The sequence below is a fragment of the Methanoculleus sp. UBA374 genome (assembly GCA_002508705.1).
Lineage (GTDB): Archaea > Halobacteriota > Methanomicrobia > Methanomicrobiales > Methanoculleaceae > Methanoculleus > Methanoculleus palmolei.
In genome coordinates this window covers 117,182-134,633 of sequence record DAYL01000019.1, presented here as the reverse complement: position 1 = coordinate 134,633, position 17,452 = coordinate 117,182, and the positions used below count along the sequence as shown (strand labels likewise).

At 58.4% G+C, this 17,452-nt stretch carries 22 protein-coding genes and 1 pseudogene; 11 read left to right on the top strand and 12 right to left on the bottom strand.

Translation table 11 applies throughout. The features are described from left to right. Window positions 1–407 precede the first annotated feature (407 nt). Together BRA42_RS06350 and BRA42_RS06345 are read left to right on the top strand one after the other, a co-directional pair. Window positions 408–857: an EVE domain-containing protein gene (locus tag BRA42_RS06350; protein WP_342771210.1), complete on the top strand. Its 450-nt coding sequence runs from the start codon at window positions 408–410 to the stop codon at window positions 855–857. Between the two features lie 3 nt (window positions 858–860). Beyond that, complete coding sequence (locus BRA42_RS06345) at window positions 861–1,289, top strand: DUF365 domain-containing protein (RefSeq protein ID WP_292410978.1); 429 nt, start codon at window positions 861–863, stop codon at window positions 1,287–1,289. 441 nt (window positions 1,290–1,730) lie between these two features. On the opposite strand, the gene BRA42_RS06340 is transcribed toward BRA42_RS06345, so the two are convergent. Continuing rightward, window positions 1,731–2,240 carry a type II toxin-antitoxin system VapC family toxin gene (locus BRA42_RS06340; RefSeq protein WP_292410977.1) on the bottom strand — a complete coding sequence of 170 codons (510 nt, stop codon included), beginning with the start codon at window positions 2,238–2,240 and terminating at the stop codon, window positions 1,731–1,733. Continuing rightward, window positions 2,240–2,425 carry a hypothetical protein gene (locus tag BRA42_RS06335; RefSeq protein ID WP_292410976.1) on the bottom strand — a complete coding sequence of 62 codons (186 nt, stop codon included), beginning with the start codon at window positions 2,423–2,425 and terminating at the stop codon, window positions 2,240–2,242. The genes BRA42_RS06340 and BRA42_RS06335 overlap by 1 nt, the downstream gene beginning before the upstream one ends. Window positions 2,426–2,680: 255 nt before the next feature. Between BRA42_RS06335 and BRA42_RS06330 the strand changes: the two genes are divergently transcribed. Genes BRA42_RS06330 through BRA42_RS06320 form a run of 3 tightly spaced genes read left to right on the top strand, consistent with a single transcriptional unit; the run spans window position 2,681 to window position 4,381 of the window. Then, complete coding sequence (locus BRA42_RS06330) at window positions 2,681–3,007, top strand: hypothetical protein (protein WP_342770283.1); 327 nt, start codon at window positions 2,681–2,683, stop codon at window positions 3,005–3,007. Continuing rightward, window positions 2,908–3,657: a GNAT family N-acetyltransferase gene (locus BRA42_RS06325; protein ID WP_342770282.1), complete on the top strand. Its 750-nt coding sequence runs from the start codon at window positions 2,908–2,910 to the stop codon at window positions 3,655–3,657. Before BRA42_RS06330 ends, BRA42_RS06325 begins: the two co-directional genes overlap by 100 nt. 46 nt (window positions 3,658–3,703) lie before the next feature. Continuing rightward, window positions 3,704–4,381 (top strand): hypothetical protein, encoded by a 678-nt coding sequence (locus BRA42_RS06320; protein WP_292410973.1) that lies wholly within the window; start codon window positions 3,704–3,706, stop codon window positions 4,379–4,381. A gap of 255 nt (window positions 4,382–4,636) precedes the next feature. On the opposite strand, the gene BRA42_RS06315 is transcribed toward BRA42_RS06320, so the two are convergent. Together BRA42_RS06315 and BRA42_RS06310 are read right to left on the bottom strand one after the other, a co-directional pair. Continuing rightward, a complete protein-coding gene (locus tag BRA42_RS06315; protein WP_342770281.1) occupies window positions 4,637–4,816 on the bottom strand; it encodes a hypothetical protein in 180 nt (59 codons plus the stop codon). Window positions 4,817–4,871: 55 nt separating this feature from the next. Next, window positions 4,872–5,693 (bottom strand): TrmB family transcriptional regulator, encoded by an 822-nt coding sequence (locus BRA42_RS06310; RefSeq protein ID WP_292410971.1) that lies wholly within the window; start codon window positions 5,691–5,693, stop codon window positions 4,872–4,874. Between the two features lie 94 nt (window positions 5,694–5,787). Between BRA42_RS06310 and BRA42_RS06305 the strand changes: the two genes are divergently transcribed. Continuing rightward, window positions 5,788–7,242, top strand: a complete 1,455-nt coding sequence (locus BRA42_RS06305; protein ID WP_342771211.1) for an MFS transporter — start codon at window positions 5,788–5,790, stop codon at window positions 7,240–7,242. 518 nt (window positions 7,243–7,760) lie between these two features. Here the strand turns inward: BRA42_RS06305 and BRA42_RS06300 are convergent. Next, a complete protein-coding gene (locus tag BRA42_RS06300; protein ID WP_342770279.1) occupies window positions 7,761–7,982 on the bottom strand; it encodes a peroxiredoxin in 222 nt (73 codons plus the stop codon). A gap of 593 nt (window positions 7,983–8,575) precedes the next feature. Between BRA42_RS06300 and BRA42_RS06295 the strand changes: the two genes are divergently transcribed. Next, the gene (locus BRA42_RS06295; protein ID WP_292410967.1) at window positions 8,576–9,001 is read left to right on the top strand and encodes a hypothetical protein; all 426 of its coding nucleotides are present in this window, start codon (window positions 8,576–8,578) and stop codon (window positions 8,999–9,001) included. Between the two features lie 28 nt (window positions 9,002–9,029). On the opposite strand, the gene BRA42_RS06290 is transcribed toward BRA42_RS06295, so the two are convergent. Beyond that, window positions 9,030–9,989: a nucleoside recognition protein gene (locus BRA42_RS06290; RefSeq protein ID WP_342770278.1), complete on the bottom strand. Its 960-nt coding sequence runs from the start codon at window positions 9,987–9,989 to the stop codon at window positions 9,030–9,032. Between the two features lie 266 nt (window positions 9,990–10,255). On the opposite strand from BRA42_RS06290, the gene BRA42_RS06285 reads away from it, so the two are divergent. Continuing rightward, the gene (locus BRA42_RS06285) at window positions 10,256–10,531 is read left to right on the top strand and encodes a hypothetical protein (protein ID WP_342685811.1); all 276 of its coding nucleotides are present in this window, start codon (window positions 10,256–10,258) and stop codon (window positions 10,529–10,531) included. A gap of 173 nt (window positions 10,532–10,704) precedes the next feature. On the opposite strand, the gene BRA42_RS06280 is transcribed toward BRA42_RS06285, so the two are convergent. The 6 genes and pseudogenes from BRA42_RS06280 to BRA42_RS06255 form a co-directional block, all read right to left on the bottom strand. Further along, complete coding sequence (locus BRA42_RS06280) at window positions 10,705–10,974, bottom strand: hypothetical protein (RefSeq protein WP_342685810.1); 270 nt, start codon at window positions 10,972–10,974, stop codon at window positions 10,705–10,707. 81 nt (window positions 10,975–11,055) lie between these two features. Next, window positions 11,056–11,414 (bottom strand): annotated as a pseudogene (gene tsaA / locus BRA42_RS06275) (tRNA (N6-threonylcarbamoyladenosine(37)-N6)-methyltransferase TrmO). A 212-nt stretch (window positions 11,415–11,626) separates the two neighbouring features. Further along, window positions 11,627–12,574 (bottom strand): metal ABC transporter substrate-binding protein, encoded by a 948-nt coding sequence (locus BRA42_RS06270; RefSeq protein WP_292410964.1) that lies wholly within the window; start codon window positions 12,572–12,574, stop codon window positions 11,627–11,629. A 61-nt stretch (window positions 12,575–12,635) separates the two neighbouring features. After that, window positions 12,636–13,466, bottom strand: coding sequence for a metal ABC transporter permease (locus BRA42_RS06265; RefSeq protein ID WP_292410963.1), 831 nt, complete (start codon window positions 13,464–13,466; stop codon window positions 12,636–12,638). After that, window positions 13,459–14,208, bottom strand: a complete 750-nt coding sequence (locus tag BRA42_RS06260; protein ID WP_292410962.1) for a metal ABC transporter ATP-binding protein — start codon at window positions 14,206–14,208, stop codon at window positions 13,459–13,461. The genes BRA42_RS06265 and BRA42_RS06260 overlap by 8 nt, the downstream gene beginning before the upstream one ends. A gap of 6 nt (window positions 14,209–14,214) precedes the next feature. Continuing rightward, on the bottom strand, window positions 14,215–14,658 hold the full coding sequence (locus tag BRA42_RS06255; RefSeq protein ID WP_292410961.1) for a formylmethanofuran dehydrogenase subunit E family protein: 444 nt from the start codon (window positions 14,656–14,658) through the stop codon (window positions 14,215–14,217). A 133-nt stretch (window positions 14,659–14,791) separates the two neighbouring features. Between BRA42_RS06255 and BRA42_RS06250 the strand changes: the two genes are divergently transcribed. The 3 genes from BRA42_RS06250 (at window position 14,792) to BRA42_RS06240 (ending at window position 17,353) form a co-directional block, all read left to right on the top strand. Continuing rightward, complete coding sequence (locus tag BRA42_RS06250; protein ID WP_292410960.1) at window positions 14,792–15,481, top strand: class I SAM-dependent methyltransferase; 690 nt, start codon at window positions 14,792–14,794, stop codon at window positions 15,479–15,481. Between the two features lie 559 nt (window positions 15,482–16,040). Then, the gene (locus BRA42_RS06245; protein WP_292410959.1) at window positions 16,041–16,241 is read left to right on the top strand and encodes a hypothetical protein; all 201 of its coding nucleotides are present in this window, start codon (window positions 16,041–16,043) and stop codon (window positions 16,239–16,241) included. Between the two features lie 71 nt (window positions 16,242–16,312). Beyond that, entirely contained in the window at window positions 16,313–17,353 is a 1,041-nt protein-coding gene (locus tag BRA42_RS06240) for a class I SAM-dependent DNA methyltransferase (RefSeq protein ID WP_292410958.1), read from the top strand. The last annotated feature ends 99 nt before the right edge of the window (window positions 17,354–17,452 follow it).

Here is a 17,452-nt window from a genome sequence, read left to right as displayed (position 1 = left end):
TGCGTACTTTTGGACGATAGGGTGCAACTTGAAGTTGATAATCCTTAGAACACGCTCTTGTAACTTCTTATATATTCTTCAAATTCCTTGGCCTCATTCTTTCTCCCGCTCTTTCCAGGAGCGAATAACTTCTCCACGACATTTTTCAACGGGTCAAAGAGCGGCGTGGAAAGAACATTCTAAAGATATTAATCCAAAATTCCAATGCATCCTTTTCAGGCGGATTCTGACGGCGGTAGAAAAATGAGATTCAAGTTATTGAAGCGGGGGTCTTCCTATATAGTTATACCATCCAAAAGTTCTCGATCATTAACACTGGATTTTCGCTATAGATCTCCTCTTTACAAAGAATACAGTTATCCACCGGCTTCAAAAGGTTTTTCATACGGGTGCCTGAATCTCTTTGTATGACCCACTGGATCGCCTCCTCGAACCGCGACAACCAGAAGATCCTCGATGCGAAGCACATCTGGGGAGTACCCAAGCGGAACAAAACCCTCATGCAACGGGTGAAGCCCGGCGACACCATCCTTGTATATGTCCGGCAGGAGAAAGAGGACGACGCCATCCTCCCCTCCGCGATAACCGGAGCCTACGAGGTCGTCGCCGAACCCTACATAGATCACTCCCGCCTCTTCATCACCCCGCCGCAGATGGGCGACGAGGTCTTCCCTTACCGCATGAAGGTCCGGCCGGTGGCGGTCTTTGCCGAACCCCTTGAGTTCAAGCCGCTGATCCCGGATCTCACATTCATCACGAACAAGACGATGTGGAGCGGCCACCTCAGGATAGCCATGCGCGAGATCCCCGAGGAAGATTATCAGCTCATCCTCAAGCGGGCCGGAGTGGAGGCGTAACCGATGCCCGAGATTACCGGCGTCACCTTCCCCGTCCCGAAACACCTCATGCCCCGGTTCTTCAAGGACAGAAAGACCGTCTTCATCAAACCCGCCACCGTCTACAAAGACCTCCGGAGCGGCATGAAACTCGTCTTCTATCAGTCGCATGAGGATACCGGCTACGTCGGGGAGGCGACGATCAAGCGGATCGTCGTCAACGACGACCCCCTCGCGTTCTTCGATACCTTCGGGGATGCGGTCTTCCTCACGAAAGACGAAACCCGCGCCTACCTGCAGAAACAGGAGCGGTGGCAGGGGGTCAGGGTCAGGAAGGGCGAGACAAAGAAGAGAGCCTGGATGGCGCTTGAACTCGAGGATATCCGGGAGTACGACACGGTCAAGAAACCCGAGCGGTTCGTCCCGGTCGGGGGAAGGTATCTCCGGGAGTGAACCCCGGATTCTTTGGGAATAGAGATCGTCAACCGGGGCCGGCATCATGATCCCATCGTGAACCTGCTGTCGGTCCCTTGCTATCCCTCTCTCGTTGCGTACGTCAACGAGGCACGCCCGGTCCGGTCGTTCCCTCTTTGCGGAGAATGCCGATCTGAACCATCGCCTTAAGATCCCGTGTTGCGGTCGCCTTCTTCGCGCTATTGAGTTGTTGATACTCCTGGTTTGAGAGGGAGCCCTTTCTCTTCAGGTAGTTTACGGCAGCAATCTGCCGCTCATTCAGCCCGAGTGAATCAAGTCGTTCTTGGGTGTAGGGATCTTTCCGGAGAGGTCTTTAGGTTGATCAATACAGTCTCATCATTTATCCGGGCGATCTTGAGCCCGTATTGCTGAAACGGGATTGGAGACTCTTTCCAGAGAGCATGCATGCGGCATGGGCAGTCAGGAGCTCTCTTTCGCAGAAGGACGCACCAGCGTGAGGAAGTCTACCCGATCAAAATCCCGGTCGTTCGTCACGAAGTAGTCGATATGGTGCCTGCGTGCAGACGCGGCATGAAGCGCATCAGAAAACAATAATCCATACTGCTGGGAGATCCTGAGCGTATCATCCAGGATGTCCGAGGTATCAAGGACTCTGAGGTTGTACTGTTCCAGTACCTCCCGGGTCACGGAATATGGGGTGTTGAGCGTGTTCAAGATCGCCGGGTGCTTCTTGATGTACGCGATCGCCTCCCGTGGTGAAAGGCGCTTCTCGATGTAGATCTGGGTGAGAAGAGCTTTATGAAAGAACTCGTCAATGACTGTGGAATTGACATAACCCGTAACATCTTCGGCCTGCACCTTTTCGAGAAGCGTTTCGCACGACAGAGAGAACTTCGTGGTCGTGTAGGCGTAGAGGAGGATATTGGTGTCAAGGAATGCCGACCCGTCCTCCAATTCGGAGATCTCCATCAGTATAACTCTTCCAGATCTTTTTCGGCCAGTTTCAAGACGTATTCCTCCGGGGCATAGAGTTTTGTCATTTTCTTAGGTTGTTTCTTCAACCTGACGACCACCCTCTCTTCCCCGGGCTTCAGGGGCTGATCGAGCAGGATCGTCGTATCATCGATCAGTCTTCCATCGACCTCTACCGGCATCGGGACCACTCCATGGATCACTATTGTGGTTCGGGGATAAAAGGCTCTTCGCTCCTGCCTTCTTGCTTATCGGGGAGTATGATGCTCACCCCGTATCAGTCTTTTGAAGGACGAAGCGACTCCCCGGGCACGAGCGGGTGATTATCTCCGTGGGGTTGAAGGGGCTGAGCGGGAAGACCCCCTGCGCAAGCGGGGGGTAGTTCACCTGGACGAATTGTCAAATACGATTTACAATATGTCCACCTGGTACAGAGAATGAGCCGGCGGGAGGCGGAGGAGAAGATCCGGTCGCTCGCCCTCGGGTTTCCAGCAGTGGCCGTGATCAGCCCCCGCCAGTCGGGAAAGACGACGCTCGTGCGAGCCGTCTTCCCGGAGTTGCCCTATGTGCTGCTGGAGGACCCCGACACCCGGGCCTTCGCCGAGGAGGACCCGCGCAGTTTCTTTGCACACTATGAAAAGACCGGAGCGGTCTCTTCGATGAGGTGCAGAGGGTCCGGGAACTCTTCCCGTACCTCCAGGGCGTCCTTGATAGAAACCGGAGGCCGGGACAGTTCATTCTCACCGGGTCCCAGAACTTCCTGATGATGGAATGGGTATCCCAATCACTTGCCGGCCGGGTCCGGGAGCCGCAACAGATAAGAACCATCCCACGGCTAACAATACGTATGGCTGTAACAACAATGAAACCCACCCGCATCCGCACCGAGCACCTGGACCTGGTCCCGGCGACGCTCGAAATCCTCAAGAGCGACCGCGAGGACCGCCGGGAACTTGCCCGCCACCTCGACGCCGCCGTCCCGGAGTCGTGGCCCCCGCCGCTACTCGACGACGATACGCTTGGGGCGTTCATCCAGATGACGACCGAAGGCGGGGACCCGCTCTTCGCCGCCTGGTACTGGGTGCTTGACGACCCCGCAGTTGGCGGACGGGTCCTCGTCGGCACCGGCGGGACAGCCTCACCCCCAACGCTTGAGGAGACGGGGGACACGGTCCTCATCGGCTACTCGGTGCTCGACGAGTTCCGGGGCCGGGGATATGCGACCGAGGCGGTCCGCCACCTCATCCCCGCGATCTTCTCCCTCCCGAGCATCCGGCGGATCGAGGCGGCGATCTACCCGGATCTCGCCGCATCCATCAAGGTGCTGGAAGAGAACGGGTTCGCCCGTGCCGGCGAAGGGTTCGAGGAAGGAACGGTCTCCTACGTGCTGGAAAAGCCCGAAACGCCGGTTTGACCCGAACCACCCGATCCTTCTTCTCCTCCCGGCCCCATGCCCATCTATGATGCCGGACGACCGGGAGATCATCGAGGCGGCGCTCAGAAAGGCCCGTGAACTAGGGGCGGACGCGGCGGGCGCCGTCCCGGCGGCGAGGCTCATCGACTGCCCCTCGGCGGTCGCGGACGGACGACAGGGATCGCGGGCGGACCGGGGGACCTACATCGTCCTCGGCCTCTACCACGACCCAGAAGACCCCGGACTCGACCTCTGGGAGGAGGGGCGGGGGACGCCCGGGGACCGGACCCTCGCGAAGATCGGGAGAGAACTCGGCCGCTGGCTGCAGGAGAGGTACGGCGTCCGGACTCGGGTCATCCCCTACCAGCTCCAGGACGGCGGGATCTACCTCAAAGATGCTGCCTGCATGGCAGGCATCGGGAGGATGGGGAGAAACAACCTCGTTCTCGTCCCGGGATACGGGCCGCGAGTCAGGTTCCGGGCGGTCTTTGCCGATCTGGACTGTCCCGCCCGGAATCCCCCGGAAAGCGATCTCCCCTGTGCCGGCTGCGAGCAATACTGCACCCGTGCCTGCCCGATGGATGCCTTTTGCACCGGGAGATACAGCCGGGACCGGTGTATGGCGCGGATGAACGCCGACAAGAACTCCGGGAGAGGTAGGATCGACCATTGCCGCGCCTGCGAACTTGCCTGCCCCGCCGGATCGGACGCCCGCTCCCGATGACGGCTGAACGCTTCCGAAAGTTACCAGCACTTGCTGGTTCGAGGTTCGGCATCACCCCGGCTTCATGCAGGCAACTTCGGAGCAGTCCGGAACTATTTCACCCCCGGGTCTCCGACTCGTGCATACGGCAACATCCCCGTAGGTAGTGCAGGAAGGCGGAAGATTCGATCGAATCAGCCGCAAAACGGAGACGATATCATGAACACGTTCGTGAGAACCCCGAAAGGGGTTGAAGAAGTCAGAGGTGTCGATACCTTAACCGCCGTCAGCGATTCCTCTCCTCAATTTTCTGATTTCACGGCCTATCACCATAAAAATCCACACCTCGCCTACCGTGACCTCCACCCGGCGGTCGCCGTCGACGAAGTAGAGGGAGGGGACGACCGAAACCCCGAGGATCAGAGCGGCGGCGGGCCGGTAGACCATCAGAACCATGTAGTCTTTCCGAGGTCGCGGCCGCGGAAGACCGCGTGGACGGCCAGATCGCGGGTCAGGGGGTCATCGCCGGCGGCTCACAGCCGGACCCGATTTTCTCTGTGCCCCGGTCCTCCTCGCCCCGCACCGCAGGTTCCAGCAGTTCGATCAGCCGCCGGATCATAAAGCAGACCGCGGGCATGCAAAAGACCGTCGCAGACCTCACCCCGGCCCGGCGGCCAACGACGATGGCGCTCACTCCATCGACGATCATGAAGAGCTCCGTGGCCCACGTGGGGTCTTTCATCCCCGGCTTTTTTTCCAGCATCTCCCTGAAGAGGTTCAAGAGCGCAACACTCATAGGAAACACCCGCAGCCCGATGCCCGCGAACGGTGCCCGGTCGGGCACCAGGACGGTAAGGTTCACCCGTCTGTTGGCCGCCCTCAGGTCGTCGGCGATGGCCTGGAGGGCGCCGGAGTCGCGGGCGATCATGATGATGTCCTCCCCGGCGTCCCGGATCAGCATCCTCAGGCGGTGCCTGATGCCCCGCTCGTTCCTGATGGACCAGATGGGGGAGGGCAGGTGCGCCTCGACGTGGAGGCTTTTGAGTTCTCCCACCAGCACGTCGATGGACTCACAGTACTCCTCCTTGAGGGCGATGAAGAGTTCGGCCGGGTCCTCCGCGAGGTAGAACGTGGGCGAACCTGCCTCAACCTCCACGAATCCCCGATCGGAGAGCGAGTGCAGCACTGTGTAGATACGCCCCTGCGGCACGCCGGAGATCTCGCAGATCTCGCGTGCGGTCCCCCGCCCGAGGCCGACAACGGCCGTGTAGGCTTTTGCCTCATACTCGGAGAACCCGTGTGTTTTGAGGAGTTCGACGATCCTCTCCGACATTACAACCCACATGAGTTGTAAGTGATTGAATACTTTTCGAACCGACCGCTGATCAGTGCACCCCGGGCCCGGCGGGTACCGGGGGAGGAAACATATGAAGACCGGTATCCATTCTCCGCATGCCCCGACAACAAGTGACGCTGCCCGGAACATAGTGATGGTCGTCGCTCTGCTGGGCATGTACATGACCGTCCTGGACAGCGTCGTCATCACCATCGCCCTGCCGACGATCACCGCGGCCTTCCACGCGGATATCGCCTTATCACAGTGGACTATAACCGGCTATCTGGTGGCCATGACTGCATCCATGCTCGTGTTTGCACGAATGGCTGCGTATTTCGGCAAAAACCGCATCTTCCTTGCAGGCATAGGGCTCTTCACCATCGCCTCGCTGGGGTGCGCCCTTGCCCCGACGCTCCCGGTACTCATCGGCATGCGTATCCTTCAGGGTCTGGGAGCAGCGATGGCCGCCGCTCTTGTCATGGTCATCGTCTTTGAACTCTACCCGGCCGACGGGCAGGGAAAAGCCATGGGCATCCTCGGGGGCACCATCGCCCTCGCCAGTGTAACCGGGCCGTGTATCGGCGGTGTGCTGCTCGACCTCGCCGGATGGCCGGCAATCTTCCTGATCAACATCCCCATCGGCATCCTGCTGGTCACCCTGGGCATCCAGTCGATGGACGTTAAAAAACCCGTTCTGACGCACCGGTTCGTTATGGACTGGACCGGGGCCGCAACCTTCACCGTCATGGTCACCTCCTTCATGGTGTTCCTGAGCCTCATCGCCGGAGATACCGTGGACGGCATTCCTGTTGCAATGATCGGGGTCACCTGTTGCGCGTCAATCATTGCCTTCATCCGCACCGAACGGCGCCACCCCCAGCCGCTGCTCAACTTCGCGATCCTCGGGCGGCAGGCATTCACCCGCCCATTGTTTGCCATGGTGGCGTTCTTCTGCGCCCTCTTTGTTGTGGAGGTCTCACTGCCCTTCTACCTTGAAGATGTCTGGGGCTTCTCCGCCATGCAGGTCGGGCAGGTGTTCATGCTTATTGCCGGCATTCTCACCGTCGGCTCCCCCCTCGTGGGGAGACTCTACGATAGGAACCCGCGAAGCCACTACACGATCGCAGGACTCGGGGTCGCGGCAACAGGGCTTGTTGCTTTTGCTCTCTTCGCAGATTCCATGAACCTCCCGCTCATCCTCGGTGCGCTCGTGGTCTTCACCCTCGGGTTCACCCTCTTCCAGAGCCCCGTCAACACCGAGATTATGCGGGGCCTGCCGGTGCAGCAGGCTGCCATCGCCTCAGGCCTGAGCAACACCGGCCGTCACTTCGCCATGACCGCCGGTACCTCGATCGCCGCGCTCATCTTCAGCATCCACCTGCACGTGGCCGGGGGCACGGGCGGTACGGATGCGGCACAGATCACCGGCTCCACCACCACTGCAATGCTGACCGCCGCGGTCCTCTGCCTCGTGGGGATCGTTCTGAGGGTGTCGGAACCGAAGAATACCCCGGATGACCTCACGGAAACCTGCACGGCGGACTGACGGTGGGTACATCCCACGGCCGGTTGCATCGGGGTGGTGCCCCCACCCTGACTCGCTAGATGGGCTCCAGCTCGGGAGCGGGTGTAACGCTTGGGAAACGGAACGTCAAGATCATTCCGTCAGAGACTGTCGCTTGCGTCTTTGAGACAGACGGGAAATGTATTACACCCGCGTCCGTTCCCCCAAAAGCAGGATATGGCCTCCGAGCCTCAATCGGAGCTGTGGTCGAGGAGATGTACTACCAGCGCGGCGATGAACTCCTCGACCTGAGACATTCAACGGGATGTCCCGCGAACTTGCCTGCACCACCGGTCGGACAGCCCCTCCCGATGACGACGAAAAAGACCCGCATCTCCTAGGCCCCGGCTTTGAGGCTCTCGAGCTTCGCCATCACCTTCCGCCACATGCCCCTTCACCTTCACCTTCCGCCACACGCCAGCAACCTTTCCCTCGGGATCGACGATGAAGGTGCTCCGCTCGACACCCATGTACTCCTTCCCGTACAGTTTCTTTGAGACTCAGGTGCCATACGCCTCGATCATCCGGTGATCGGGGTCCGAGAGGAGACGGACGGAGAGGTTCTGCTTCTCGGAGAACCGCTTGTGGCTCTTGATTGAATCCGGACTGATGCCAAAGACCGGGGTGTTTTGACGGGCAAACACCTCCATCTCATCGGAGAAGGATCGGGCCTCGAGCATGTACCCCGATGAATTGTCCTTTGGGTAGAAGTAGACGACCACATAGGCACCCCGCAGATCTGTGAGGCAGACCTCCTAGTCATCCTCGTCCGGGAGGCAGAAGTCAGGTGCCGGCATGCCTGTCGAGAGTGCACTCATACCAGCGGCTGTCATTCCTGAGGATAAAAGAATGTCGGAACGGCCGTGTGTTTCTCTTCCAACCAGACGAAAGATACCGAGCAGCAAAAAGCCGGCAAATCGGATTCTTCAACAACTCCGTGAACAGGACATCATTACCGTCCTCGCGGAGGACGGGGGGCGGCGTGCCACGACATACGTATTTTCGCGCCTGCTCGCCATCACCGAGGGAAACCGGTTGTGAGTATCCAGATATCCACAAGCAGATTTGTGTATATCAAAACCCCGATCCAATATCCACAACGGATCTTGTGTATACTCGAGTATACACAAACCATCTCCGGGAAGCGGTTGCGGGACGCCTATGACCCACAACAACTTTGGTGCGGCATGAAATGCACTGTTGTGTCCCACAAAAATTCTTGTGCGACACCGGTGACACGCAACGATCAGAGCCGATCGGCCGCCGAAACCGCGGTTTGTGGCCCCTCAAATGACTGCACAGAGGCGTAACCGTCATGGACCCTCACTTCTGCTGCCGCTACATCGGCGACGGCACGCCGCCGTCGAACCGTTACTGCCGGGTCTGCCCGCACGCGCAGAAAGCCTGCGACCGGCTCTGGCTGCGGGTCCTCGATCTCGCCGCATCGAACAGCGGAGATCCGGTCCCGCTCCCCGGGACGCGAGCAGTCCTCTTCCCGAACCCGAAGAACCCCGACATCGTCCGGCTGCAGGTCAACTGCCGGTGGGGTCTCCCCAAGGAAGACTTCCTGCACTACATCGCCACCGGCCATGCGAAGATGGGGCGGCGGGGGCAGCGGAGCGACCCCCGCGCGTCGCCGAGCTGTACCCGGCAGGAGCCCTACGTGCAGGCGATCGTCGAGCTGCTCGGCGGGATGAATATACCGGAGATCGGGGCGATCCGGGAGGTGCAGGATGGGTGAGATGCGGAGAGAATCGTCGGGAAGGCGATCACCCCCACCCAAACCCGTAAGCCAGCACCACGACCAGGATGACCATGATGCCGTTCCTGAGTACCGTCGAGATGAGCATAACCTCCGTCCCGGTCCGCAACCCGAAGATCGCCACGTAGGATGAACCAAGCCAGCGGATACCCCGCGTTACACTGGTGAGGACGTTGCCGACGAGCAGGGTGAGGATGACCTGCTGCCAGGTCATATCACCCGCGGCGAGCAGGGCGGACGCGACGCCCGCGCTTGCTACGAAACTGCCGAACTGGGCCGCGATGATGGCGAAACCTTCCGGGGGCACGGGAAAGACCGCTCCGGCGCCCTGCATCATCCCGGCAAGCCGGTCAAAGACGCCCGCGTTGAGGAGAAACGCGACGATGATGATGGTGGGGACGGTGACCGAGAGCAGGCGCCCGAGGACCTTTCTGGAGGACGTACACGCCGTTCGCAGTGCTTCCCGGAACGTCGTGACGGCCGGTTCCTCCGCGGGACCGACCGGGATGCGTGGAGGGGGGTCGAGAACGGTCCGGCCGACGACCATGATAACCACAGTCTTTGCTAGGCCGACGAACATCAACAGGCCGAAGTAGATGAGGCCGGGGATACCAAGGAGCGGGATGTAGACCGGGAGGAGGTAGCGCCAGTGCATGACGACCGTCGGAAACGAGTTCATGGCGGCTGCGATGATCAGTTCCTTTTGGGTGATGATCTCCTTTGTATGATAGTCCACCAGCATGGAATTGGCGGCAGGGGGGGAGACGAAGGCCATGAGAAAACTGGTACCGCACTCCTCCTTCAGACAGGCGAACGAGGTAAGCGGGCGGGAGATAGCCGCAATCCTCCCGGCGATATTCAGGGCGACGAGCACTTCGGCCAGGAAGACGCCGATGATCATCATCGGGACCGTTTCGCCGAGCAGATCGGCCGCCAGCACCACCGTTTGAATGATACTCTCGTACATGGCTTTTCCCGGGATCTCTGCACGGCAGCGCGTCCTGGAGATACGAAGACTCTGGATTTACAATCTAATAAATAATTATATTTCAGCCTTAGAATTCCAAAATATATGATATAACGTAATATTAGTAGCACATGACTGCAGGGACACGTTCCGTACCTACCGGTTCTCCGGTTATGACGGGGGGCTGACGGGAGTAGTAATAATCTTTAAATAGTCATACTCATGCAACTATCGCCGCACAAACTGAAAACGCCCTGCCGCTTCCCGTGGTGCTCATCTCGACGGTCTCGAAAGCCGGGGTCCGCAATGCTGCCCTGTGGGGGAATACCACGCCGATATCATGGGACGCGATGTCGCGGGAACTCTGGCCTATCCTCCACGGCTCGCCGTATGCCTCCTCCCCCAAGTGTGACACCCTCTACAATGTGCTGTATTCGATGGGCATTTATCCGAATATCGAGACATTCCCCCTCCGGCACGTCAACCGTTTTGCCGACCTCGACGAGGCGGTCGACTACTTCGCGCCGAGGTGTTTTTCGTGACCGGGGAGCAGAAAGAGGTGCTCAGGCGGTACCTGGGGCGGTATGTCAGGTCTGGGGAGATTCCGTTATCGTCCCGGGGGATTCGACCCGGGTGAAGATCTGGTGGGAAAAGGCGGATTCGTAATCAGGCCGGAAAAAGATTTTCATGCCGACCTGCAGCGACTGCGCCCTCTCTATGAAAAAGACCGACACCGACGGAGAAGGCGGGCGGTGTCCTTCCCGGACGTTTCGGCCGCGTGGATGATGCCGTAAGATTCAAAGATACGTCCATCGGGCGGCATGCCCATATCCCCGCGGGTCCGGGAGCGGATGCCGTTCATGCGGCCCGAACACCCGGCGTCACGCTGATCCCATGCTTGCCGACACGGCACGGCCGACCGGATTGAAGTGAAGGTCCGCTCTTTTGCAAGGCTGCTTCCGGTCACCCGGTACCCTTCAAACACCGGAGCGCATCTGGGGCAATCCGTAAAAATGTTCTAATACCATCCGGATATGCAAACTGCCGGACCTCTGTTCGCATCCCCTCACTTCGGGCAGTCGATCTCCTCCGAATAGGGTTTGATATCGAGGACCGGCGTCCCGTCGAGGGCATCCAGCCCCCGGACCCGGACTCTCCCGCCCGTTATGTCGACGATGTCGACGAGCGAGAGGTGATCGGGTTCGGTCGATTGGGGGAGCGGGTCGCAAAGACGCCGTGCTCCACCGGGTTGTGCGGGGGCGTTGCGCGGAGCACGCTCCGGTCGGCCCGGTCGAACCAGCAGAGCACGAAGAGGTGCTTCTTCTCCTCGCTCCTGAATAGGCCGGGGAGGTACCGCTCGTCGATGACGATCTCAGCTTCGGTGTCGGTCAGCCTGCCCTGCCGCGGGGCATCCTCCTTCTTCATATACGGCGAAGAGACGTACCCGATGGGATTCAGGTCGACATTCATGATGCTCTCTTCCAGGAAACGGTGGCGATACGGCATCCAGATGCAATCTCCTGGCAGGTATCCCCACCATCCCGGCAGTTCGACGGCGATACGCCGGTTTTCTTGAGTTCACTCTGTGGCTCCATGACTTTTCCTCCATAGTCAAAAGATAGCAGGGAGAGTAGTTACTACCGCCTCCGGGCGAACAGTAAGAGGGCGCCGCCTCCCAAGACCGCCGCAACGGCCAGGGTTCCGGGGAGCGGGGCTCTGGTCTCTGCCGATGCGGCAGCCGCCTCTTCCGACGCAGCCTGCACCGGGGTGACCAGGCCCTTGTTGTAGCGGATGACGTCGGGGAGCGAGTCGACGCCCGGGAGCGACTTGGGGAAGTTGGTGAATATGACCCGTTCCGCAGGCACCCCGTTGTCGTGAAGCGCCTCCTCAAGGCCCTTTGCCAGTTCTCCCGACTGCATGTTCTCGATGACGTACTTCACGTTCCGGTATTTTTCGGGATTGTTGTAGATATCGCTGACGACGGCCTGCGGCGTGAATCGTCCGCCCTGATAGAAGTCCGGTGCATAGATGGACACCAGGTTCAGTCCGAGCCACTCGATCGCCGCATCCTGCTGCCAGACCATCACTACGGCATCCCGTCCGGGAATTGCCTCCCGTTCCTCCGAGGTCAGATCCGCAGCGTCGATCTCTGCAAGGTAATCGTTCAGCCGCGCCTCGTAGTAGGTCCGGTTTGCCGGGTCTGCAGCGATCAGCCATCCCGCTACCTCGCGGGAGAGGGTTTTTGCTCCCGACGGCGTGTTCCAGGTCATAGAGGGATTCTCAAGGGTCACCCACTCGACCGTGCCGTAGTCGTTGGCAGCCATGAAGTCGGAGACATACGGCATCACATAGGACTGATCGACCGACCCGTTGTGGGCAACGAAGAGGTCGGCATCACGGATGAAGTCCTTCTCCAGCTGGATACGGTTTGGGATGATGTCTGCCTGCATGTGGGGGCAGATGGTCGGATCGGCTATGTAGATGGCCTCGACCTTCTCTCCGCCGATATACTGGGCGGGGTCCCAGAGAACGGTAGTCGTGGAGACCACCGAAAGGGCACTCGCCCCCGGTGTTATGAAAAGCAAGAATAGTAGGAGAGATAAAATATGAATTTTATACATATTGAGAATAGTTATGACTTTAATATTAAGTTTTTCGAAACGTGACGCGCCGCCGGGGAGAGAGGAACACCGCGACGATGAAGACGACGGAGAAGAGAACGGCGGTCAGGGGGGCGACCGGGAGGGAATATTCCAGGCCGACGAGGGCGCCGGATATGCTGACTACTGCAGCCACAATCGGCGCGACCACGAACATCGCGGACAGCCGGTTGCAGAACTGGAGAGCGACTGCCGCCGGAGTAACCAGCCAGACGTAGAGGAGGAGGCCCCCGATGATGGGGAGGCAGAAAGAGACGGTGAGTGCAATGACAAAGAGCATCGCATAATAAACCGGTTTCACCCGGACCCCGACCGACTCTGCAATCCGCTTGTCGAAGATGATCGCGGTGATCTCCTTGTAGAGGATAACGATAACGGCGATCGCCACGATACAGATGGCTGCGAGAAGGTATACCTCCTCGCGGTAGAGAGAGATAACGTCCCCGAAGAGGAGGCCCATGGCGGAGAATCCCTGCCCGAGGGTCTGCATGTAGGCGATGAAGAAGATGGCCACGGCCATGCAGATCCCGAACAGCAGCCCGAGCGCCGTATCGGGAGAGACCCGGGCCTTATCCGAGAGCGGGCCGATGAGGAAGGCGACGCCGATTCCGGTGACGATGGAACAGACGGTCGGATTGAGGGAGAGGAACATCCCCACCGCCGCGCCGGCAAAGGCAGCATGGGCCATGGTAAACCCGATGGAGGAGATCTGCACCTGGGTGATGATCACGCTGAGGACGGCGCAGGCGACGGAAGCGAAGAGCATGGCCTCCACGGCATGGCAGACGATGTTGTTCTGAATGATGAACTCAAGCATGCGACGCCCCCTTTCCGGCACTCCGGACGACCTGCTCTACCTCTTCCGGGGAGCACTCCCGGCTGGCCACGATCTTCCCCTCCTGCATCACCACAACCCGCACCGGCCCATCGGGCAGGTCATCGAAGGCATGAGAGACGATCAGCACCGTTACCCCGCTCCGGACAAGGATGGCGAGGAGGCGGTTGATCTCCTCCCGGGCAAACATGTCCAGGTTGGAGAAGGGCTCATCCAGAAGGAGGACCTCAGGATTGCGGGCCAGGTTCTGCGCCATGAGCACCTTCTGCTGCTGCCCGCCGGAGAGTTGTCCAATGGGTCGGGCAGCGAGATCCTCGATGCCGAGCAACTGCAAGGATCTTGCCACCGCTTCGTAGTCCTCCGTCCGGGGCTTCCGAAAGAGTCCGATCATCCCGAAGCGCCCCATAAGGACGACCTCCTCGACCGTGAACGGTGTAAGCGGATCAAAGGCAAAGTTCTGGAGGAGGTAGCCGACCCGGCACCGCACCTGCACCCCGTCCTCCCGCACATCCTGTCCGCATACGATAGTTCTCCCATGAGTGATGGGGAGCATCCCGTTGATTGTCTCGAGCAGCGTGGTCTTCCCGGCCCCGTTCGGGCCGCCTATCACCACGAACTCCCCCTTTCCTATCGAGAGGGAGATGTCCGTCAGGGTGGGGCGATCAGCCCCTTCATAAGCGGTGTACACGTTCTCAAGCCTGATGACAGGGTCCGATGAAGTCATGGCCCTTCAGGACGAGGAGAGGTCGAAGAGTTCATCGTCGCGCTGGCAGTACATCTCCTCGGCCACGGCCTCGATTGAAGCCTCGTAGTCCATATCCTGCTTCGGGAGGGGGAACGGGCGCGGAATGACGGTAATCTTTCTCCCCTCCGCCTCAAAAACGCAAGCGACGGTCTCCGAGGGGACGATCTCGATGTTACGCTTCCCAAGCGTACACCCGCTCCCGAGCTGGACCCCGTCTGCCAGACAGGACTGAGGAGGCGTCCCGGCGCAGTGGACTCTGGCCTTCATCCTGAACGGGTCGCCACAGAAGTTACTCCGGACATACTTCCCGATCCGGTATCCAAGGACGATATATGGGCCAAGGTGGCCGTGGAATGCGGCAAGGTCGGCGACGGAGAAGTCGTTTTTGATGTTATAGTATTTGCAGTGAGAATGGGTCTCTGCATCCATGGATTAGCGTCTGTAAAGATAATATTTAATAATTGTTCATTCAGATTACGTATGAAATGAATGCAATTAGTTATCACTCTATTCTGGAGTTTTCTCACGACATAGAACAATCGTACAGGAAGGCCGGTGAAGGATGAACGAAACGTACCAGGTCCACGGAGTCATGGAGGCGGAAGACTACGACCGTATCATCAGGGCTATCGTTCCCGGCCAGCCTCTCCTCCTTGCCACCATCGTCGATTACCTGCCTCCCCATCCCCGGCGGGTCCTTGAGCTTGGCTGCGGGACCGGAATCCTCACCGCGATGATACGGGAGGAGTGTCCCGGTGCGGAGATAACCGGGATCGATCTCTCCCCGGAGATGCTGAAGAAGGCGGCGGCAAAGCCGGAACTTGCGGAGGTCAGGTTTCTTGCACAGGATCTCCGGGATGCATGGCCGGAGGGCCGCTACGATGCGATCGTCACCTCGCTCTGCCTCCACCACGTCTCAAAAGAGGAGCGGGTTCTGGTCGCCCGCCGGGCGTTACGGGCGCTTTCGCCCGGAGGGCGGTTCATCTGCGGGGATATCTTCCGCGCCAGGCACGACTGGGAAGAGGAGATCCAGAGGGAGATCTGGTGCCGGAACATGAAACGTGGGAGAGCCCCCGACGACGTTGTCCGGGGTATGATTGCGCAACGTGAGGCGAATATGCCCGGTTTCACCACCGTTTCGGAGTTCCAGGACATGCTGACCGAATCGGGGTTCGACCGTGCGACCGTGCCGTTCACCTCGGGTTTCGTGGGCCTGGCGGTGGGGTTTGCAGGGAACCCTGTAAAGAGTTGACGGGAGATACTTCTTCATAAGTCTCCTACCTCGGCCATCCCACGCCCGCGAACACCTATATGCAGAGACTACCGCACGCATTTAGGTCGGCCCAAAACATCTCGGCTGGGAGGGGGACACCCACTCGAAACTCTTCGAGTTTCTCGCGCTCCGGCTCTACGACCAGTCGCTCACTCAAAGCCCCCCGTCTTCTCGAACTCCCGCCGTGCCGGCAGTTGTTCCTCGCGTGGCGATATCAGGATAAAGGCCGTTTCGCCATTTAGGCCTCTGTTCGGACCCAGATGGAAAACACATGACATACGGGTGCTCTGATCAAGGCACAGCAAAGGTTTGCAGACATTTTTGGGACGACCTCACTTTGAATTTCCGCAAAAATCCAAAATAATTTTGGCTAATATTCAATCCACCCGACAATGAAAAGAAATTATGGCGGCAAATGCATCGGCAGCAGTTCAAAATCTGTTGAAAAAAAGCGGTAAGACAGAATTCTGCGGTGAAACATAGCCGCTCTCGTAAAAACACAGAAACTTTGCATCAATGGAAAAAAGGACGAGAATAAATGATGGAAACTGCAAAATGCCCCGGTCTTTCAAGAATGATTGAACCGGCCGGGCATAAGAGGGCTACTATCCTGGCACACCGGGTAAGTACTATCGCGGATGTTGACAGGAAAGTTATGCCAAAAGACGGTAGAGTTACCGAATCCGGACCACATAAAGAGCCCTGTAAAGAAAAGGGGCGGTACTTCAGGAGATATTAGAAACAGGAGGTGGCGGGAGGATGGACGCTTGAGTCCCCCATTCGCACACCGAGTTCCCCGGGGGTACATTCATGAAAAAAATACCCGAAGTAAAGAATGATTTCAAGGAATTATACGGCAGATTACTCACAAATCAGGAGACAAATATATTCATTGCAGCAATAGAACTGGGAGTGTTTCAGGAGCTCTCCGAGTGGAAAAGCCCTGAAGAACTGGCGGAAGGACTGCACCTTAACCCCACAAAAACCTCAGTTTTTCTGAATTCACTGGCCTCACTGGACCTGATTGAGAAGAAAGACGGTCGGTTTAAGAATTCATCTGTCGCAGATGAATTTCTTGCGGTAAAAAACGACATCTATCTCGGAGATTTCTTGTTGTCCTGCTATCAGTGGTACAACATGTCATCCGGCGATATCTGCAATCTTGTACGAAACGGCCCGGGGGAACGGTGCATGCCGGAGATAGTGAGGTCCTGGTCGCAGGAGTCCGAAGAGATGTGGGCAGGGCAGGCGAAGTTATCGGTAAATTACCAGCGTTCAGGAATGGTGCAGCTGGCAACGCGTCTTGTATATTCGTTGCCGGAGTATCCTTCGTTTAAGAAGATGCTCGACCTCGGCTGCGGTCCGGGGCTCTTCGGCATATCGATGACCATGAGCCATCCGTCCATGACTGCGGTTCTCTTTGACCGCCCGGCTGTCGCCCGGGTTGCCGAGAGAGTGGTGGAAGATTATGAAATGAGCGACAGGATAGAAGTCTTGCAGGGTGATTACATCACCGGTCCTATCGGTGAGGACTATGACCTGGTCTGGGCCTCGATGACTCTCGATTTTGCCAAAGACAGGATGAACGAAGTGATAACGAAGATCCATGATTCTCTTAACCCGGGCGGGGTCTTTGTCAGTTTTTCAGATGGAAAAACAGACGAGGGAACAAAACCGAAAGAGATGGTGCTCGGAACGCTCATGCCTGCACTTTACTGGGATAACCCGGGACTGAATGAAGGGATAATTGCCGGCTCCATGATCGAAGCAGGTTTTGCATCGGTACGGAGCAGGACTTTGATGACACCCATAGGAGAGGTGATGCTGGATATCGCAAGGAAGCACGTTTGAGTCAGAGGTGCTCCCGAAACACCTCAGCCGGGAGGGGGACGCCTTTCGAAGAACTTCGTTCTTCTCATGCACCCGCCGTTTCGCCGGGTGCACCTCCCG